The sequence below is a fragment of the Planktosalinus sp. genome, assembly GCF_059864935.1.
In genome coordinates, this window is sequence record NZ_JCBCCK010000424.1 from 1 (window position 1) to 5,240 (window position 5,240).

The 5,240-nt window shown below is 43.5% G+C and carries 5 protein-coding genes; 4 read left to right on the plus strand and 1 reads right to left on the minus strand.

The window, feature by feature from the left end; all coding sequences use genetic code 11:
- Nucleotides 1-46: 46 nt before the first annotated feature.
- The 4 genes from cysC to AC6F75_RS12815 are packed head-to-tail and all read left to right on the plus strand — an operon-like array spanning nt 47 to nt 3,264.
- Entirely contained in the window at nt 47-640 is a 594-nt protein-coding gene (cysC, locus tag AC6F75_RS12800) for an adenylyl-sulfate kinase (protein WP_500715484.1), read from the plus strand.
- Between the two features lie 3 nt (nt 641-643).
- Nucleotides 644-1,549, plus strand: a complete 906-nt coding sequence (cysD, locus tag AC6F75_RS12805) for a sulfate adenylyltransferase subunit CysD (RefSeq protein WP_500715485.1) — start codon at nt 644-646, stop codon at nt 1,547-1,549.
- A 37-nt stretch (nt 1,550-1,586) separates the two neighbouring features.
- A complete protein-coding gene (locus tag AC6F75_RS12810) occupies nt 1,587-1,994 on the plus strand; it encodes a GxxExxY protein (RefSeq protein WP_500715486.1) in 408 nt (135 codons plus the stop codon).
- Between the two features lie 13 nt (nt 1,995-2,007).
- Nucleotides 2,008-3,264 (plus strand): GTP-binding protein, encoded by a 1,257-nt coding sequence (locus tag AC6F75_RS12815; protein ID WP_500715487.1) that lies wholly within the window; start codon nt 2,008-2,010, stop codon nt 3,262-3,264.
- A 355-nt stretch (nt 3,265-3,619) separates the two neighbouring features.
- Here AC6F75_RS12815 and AC6F75_RS12820 read toward each other — a convergent pair whose 3' ends face one another.
- Nucleotides 3,620-5,026 (minus strand): efflux transporter outer membrane subunit, encoded by a 1,407-nt coding sequence (locus AC6F75_RS12820; RefSeq protein ID WP_500715488.1) that lies wholly within the window; start codon nt 5,024-5,026, stop codon nt 3,620-3,622.
- Between the last annotated feature and the right edge of the window lie 214 nt (nt 5,027-5,240).

A 5,240-nucleotide genomic window follows, 5' to 3' on the forward strand; every position in this document is an offset into this window, starting at 1 on the left:
TATCGCATCAACTTTGGCTTGAGCCACAGAAATAAAACAGAAGAATATGGCAAATAACATCATCAGGCACGAATATGCCACTACCCGGCAGGACAGGGAAAAAGCGCACAACCACCGCGCCTTTGTGCTTTGGTTTACCGGCCTTTCGGGTTCCGGAAAATCAACCATTGCCAGTGCTGTTGAGCATGAACTTTTCCAAAAAGGGATGCACACTTATTCCCTGGACGGTGATAACATCAGAAGCGGTATCAATAAAGGGCTTGGTTTTTCAGAAGAAGACCGCACAGAAAACCTGAGGCGCATCGCCGAAGTGGCCCGTTTGTTTGTCGATGCCGGCAATATCACTCTGGCAGCATTTATTTCGCCTACGCGAAAGGACCGGGCGATGGTTAAGGAAATTGTGGGTGCAGAAAATTTCTATGAAATCTTTGTTGACACCCCGCTGGAAGTCTGCGAACAGCGTGACCCCAAGGGACTCTACAAAAAAGCACGTGCCGGAGAAATCAAAGACTTTACGGGTATTGATGCCCCTTATGAACCACCACTAAACCCCGATTTACACCTGCAAACCGTTGGAAACAGTCTCGAATCCTGTGTAAAAAAAGTCATTACCTTTGTAGAACAAAAGTCAGCACGCTAAACCATGCAAAAGTTTTTTCTCAATTATTTGGACGAATTGGAGTCTGAAGCCATTTTTATTCTCAGGGAAGTTTATGCCCAATTTCAAAACCCCGTGATTCTTTTTTCCGGGGGGAAAGATTCCATTGTGGTGACCCACCTCGCCAATAAGGCATTTCATCCTGCTAAAATCCCATTTGCTTTACTGCACGTGGATACCGGACATAATTTTCCTGAGACCATCCAATTCCGTGACCAATTGGTTAAAAAATTAGGTGTTAATCTGATTGTAGGCTCGGTACAACAATCCATTGACACAGGCAGGGTAGCTGAAGAACGTGGAAAAAATGCTACACGCAACGCCTTGCAAACAATCACCTTGCTGGATGCCATTGAATCAAACAAAATTGACTGCGCCATTGGTGGCGGAAGACGCGATGAAGAAAAAGCACGCGCCAAAGAGCGCTTCTTTTCCCACCGTGATGATTTTGGGCAATGGGACCCTAAAAACCAACGTCCCGAACTCTGGAACCTCCTTAACGGAAAACACTTTGAGGGCGAGCACTTCCGGGCCTTCCCCATTTCCAACTGGACCGAAATGGACATCTGGAACTATATTTTACGTGAAAACATCACCATGCCTTCACTTTATTTCGCCCACGAGCGTGAAGTAGTCTGGAGAAACGATTCCTGGATTCCCAACTCCGAATTCCTGAAACCCGAACCCGGAGAAGAAGTCCATAAAAAAAACATCCGGTTCAGAACACTGGGAGACATCACCATCACCGGAGGAATAGAATCCAACGCAGATACCCTCGAAAAAATAGTCGCCGAAGTAGCCGCCATGCGCCACACCGAAAGAGGGAACAGGGCAGATGATAAACGCAGTGAGAGTGCTATGGAGGATAGGAAGCGGGAGGGGTATTTTTAAAAAGAGATTACACGGATTTTAAACGGATTATACGGATATGAGTACACTTTTATACAAAGACGAAACTTTTAAGATCATTGGGAGTTGTATGAAAGTTCATAGTGAATTAGGTGCAGGATTTTTGGAGTCAGTTTATCACGAGGCTTTAGAAAGAGAATTTAACGAAAATAAAGTGCCATTTAAGTCCAAAGAAAAATTACAAGTTTATTATAAAGATGAAATAATGAATAAGTTTTTTGTAGCAGATTTTGTTTGCTTTGACAAGATTATTATTGAATTAAAAGCATCAAACTTTATTCACAAAACTATGGAGTTACAAATAGTAAACTATTTAAAGACAACTAAATTTGAATTAGGTTTACTTATAAATTTTGGAGAGTCCAGTTTAAAGTGGAAACGTTTTATAAATACCTTCAATCCGCGAAATCCGTCACAATCAGTGTAATTATTAAGAGAAAATGCAATTAAACAACAACCAACTACTCCGCTTCACCACCGCCGGCTCCGTCGATGACGGCAAGAGCACGCTTATCGGGAGATTGCTGTATGACAGTAAATCCATTTTTGAAGACCAGCTGGCATCTGTAGAGGCCACTAGCAAACGCAGGGGACACGAAGGAGTGGATTTGGCTTTGTTTACTGATGGCTTAAGAGATGAACGCGAACAAGGCATCACCATTGATGTGGCTTACCGTTACTTTACCACACCCAAACGTAAATTTATTATTGCCGATACTCCGGGGCACATTCAGTACACCCGCAATATGGTCACTGGTGCTTCCACGGCCAATGCTGCCATTATACTCATCGATGCCCGTCACGGGGTTATCGAGCAAACCAAACGTCACGCCTTTATTGCTTCATTACTGCAAATTCCGCATATGATTGTGTGTGTAAATAAAATGGATTTGGTGGAATTTAAGGAAGAGGAGTATAACACTATCGTTTCACATTTTGAAGAGTTTTCTTCCAAACTGGACATACAGGATGTGCGGTTTATTCCCATCAGTGCCTTAAACGGTGATAATGTGGTCAACCGTTCCCAAAATATGGACTGGTTTCAGGGGTCACCTTTGCTGCATACCCTGGAAACGCTGCATATCAGTAGTGATATCAATAAAATAGACGCCCGTTTTCCTGTGCAAACCATAATCAGGCCGCAGCGTGAGGGGTTTCTTGATTACCGCGGTTATGCCGGCCGCATTGCCGGTGGGATTTACAGGGTGGGTGACGAGGTCACGGTGCTGCCTTCAGGGTTTACCTCAAAAATTACTTCCATTTATGCCGGTGAGAATTTAGTGAATGAAGCTTTTGCACCTATGTCTGTTTCTATTTCATTGGAAGACGATATCGATGTGGGAAGGGGCGATATGATAGTCAAAACCAACAACCAACCTGAAATGCACCAGGAATTTGACGTGATGCTCTGCTGGCTGAACAACAAACCCGCACTGCCTCGTGCACGCTATACCATTATGCACACTTCAAACGAGAAAAAAGCAATGATCAAAGAGGTGATTTACCAGATTGATATCAACACCTACGCCCGCAATAATGAAAAGAAGGATTTGGATATGAACGCCATTGCAAGGGTCACTTTAAAAACAACCCGCCCGTTAATGCTGGATTCCTACCGTGAAAACCGTTTTACCGGAAGTATTATTCTTATTGACGAAACAACCAATGAAACCGTAGCAGCAGGAATGGTGGTATAATCCGAATGATCCGAATGACCCGAATTTTTCAGAATTACACGAAAGAATAATCCGGAGGGGGTCGTTCACATTTTCTCTGCGTCTTTGCACCTTTGCGAGAAAATAAAATCGAAACATTGAACCTGCCATCGTTCACCCCCCCGGTCCGCCAATGGCGGAGAGAGTCCACCGTGCAGTACAACACCCAAAACCCTCCGTGTATCTCTGTGCCTCCTCTGTGTAACTCTGTGGTATAACTTTAGCCGAAAATATCCAATTAATTCCAATAACAATTAACCAAAAACGGTCAATCCTATTTAGGACTCTACAGAATCTCAACCTGGAACCTTGAACTTTGAACTTTGAACCAAAAACCCTACTCCCTTCCTCCCCCAAGCGCACGGTACAACTCCACAACAGCCTGTAGTTTTTCATACTGCAAAATTCTCAATTGCACTCCTGAGTTTAGGGTACTTTCCCTTGCGGTGAGTACTTCCAAATAGTTGGCCAGGCCATAGTTGAGGAGTTCTTCTGAATATTCGGCAGCGAGGGTATAGGCTTCAAACTCCCTGTTTTTAATATCGATTTTTTCAACGGCGGCCATGTAGGAATACAAAGCATCTGAAACCTCGCGGCTTGCAGTTAGCAATGCCTGTCTGAACTGAAGCAAGGCTATTTCCTGACGCGATTTGGAGGCTTCATATTCAGTTCTGATGCGTCTTCCGTTAAAGATGGGTTGGGTAAGTGAACCTATAAAAGTGGCAAAAATGGAGTTGGGATTAAGTAATAAGTCGGCTTCCAGACTTTGAAATCCGGAGGTGGCTGTAATTCCCAGTGAGGGATAAAACTGGCTTCGGGCAATGTTGGTCAGTTCAAAAGCTTCCATCAAACGGAATTCAGCAGCCATCACATCGGGACGGTTGCCCAATAGCATGGCAGGGTAGCCGGTTTCCAGTTCATCAGGCAATAATTGCTCCTCCAGTTTGCCGCGTTCAACGGTTTGAGGGATTTCACCCAAAAGAATGGAGAACATATTTTCGGTCAGGGCAATGTTACGTTCAATATCTACCTTCAATAATTTAGCAGTAAGCAGTTGTGCTTCGGTTTGTTTTACGGCCACTTCAGTAACCAGTCCGGCATCTTTCAGTGCTTTGGTGGTTTCAAGGCTGTTTGTCCTGTTGTTGATGGTCTCATTAACCAACTCGAGTTGGGCATCCAGCATCATAAGTTGATAGTAAACGGTTGCCACATTTGCTATCAGTTGGGTTTTTACTGCCTGATGTGCAGCTGCTGTTTGCAGATAAGCAGCCTCAGAAGCCCGTTTGCCACTTCTAATTTTCCCCCACACATCTGCTTCCCAAGCCATAGTGGCGGTAAGTTCAAACTGGGTAATATTGCTGTTAAAAAAGGAACCAAACTGACTGTTTGCCGATAACTCCTGATGGGTAACCTGACCGCGGGCATTCAGGGTAGGGAAGTAGCCGGCTTTGCCTTGTTTGTAATACGCATCTGCAATGGCCATCTGTTCCAGTGCTACTCTTATGTCGATGTTGTTTTCAAGGGCGCGTTCAATATGATTCGCTAATTGTGTATCCCTAAACAGTTCCCGCCAGGAAAGATCACCCAAACCGGTACTATCCCGGGCAATTTGATCAGTCCTAAAATGCGCCTCATCAAGTACCTCCGGGCGTTCATAATTTTTAGCCACAAAACAACCCTGAAGCAACATCGCAACTCCAAAAAGCAAAAACACTTTAAGTGAAACAGATTTTATAAACGTCAAATTTTTCGCAACCATAAACTATAAACTATAAACTATAAACTATAAACTATTAACCATTAACCATTAACCATTAACCATTAACCATTAACCATTAACCATTAACCATTAACCATTAACCATAAACCATAAACCATAAACCATAAACCATAAACCATAAACCATTAACCATTAACCATTAACCATTAACCATAAACCTGAAACCACAAACCATAAA

Excerpts from the sequence above, each read along its gene's own strand:
- cysC (WP_500715484.1), top strand. The coding sequence starts at position 47 with ATGGCAAATAACATCATCAGGCACGAATATGCCACTACCCGGCAGGAC.
- AC6F75_RS12815 (WP_500715487.1), top strand. The coding sequence starts at position 2,008 with ATGCAATTAAACAACAACCAACTACTCCGCTTCACCACCGCCGGCTCC.
- AC6F75_RS12810 (WP_500715486.1), top strand. The coding sequence starts at position 1,587 with ATGAGTACACTTTTATACAAAGACGAAACTTTTAAGATCATTGGGAGT.
- cysD (WP_500715485.1), top strand. The coding sequence starts at position 644 with ATGCAAAAGTTTTTTCTCAATTATTTGGACGAATTGGAGTCTGAAGCC.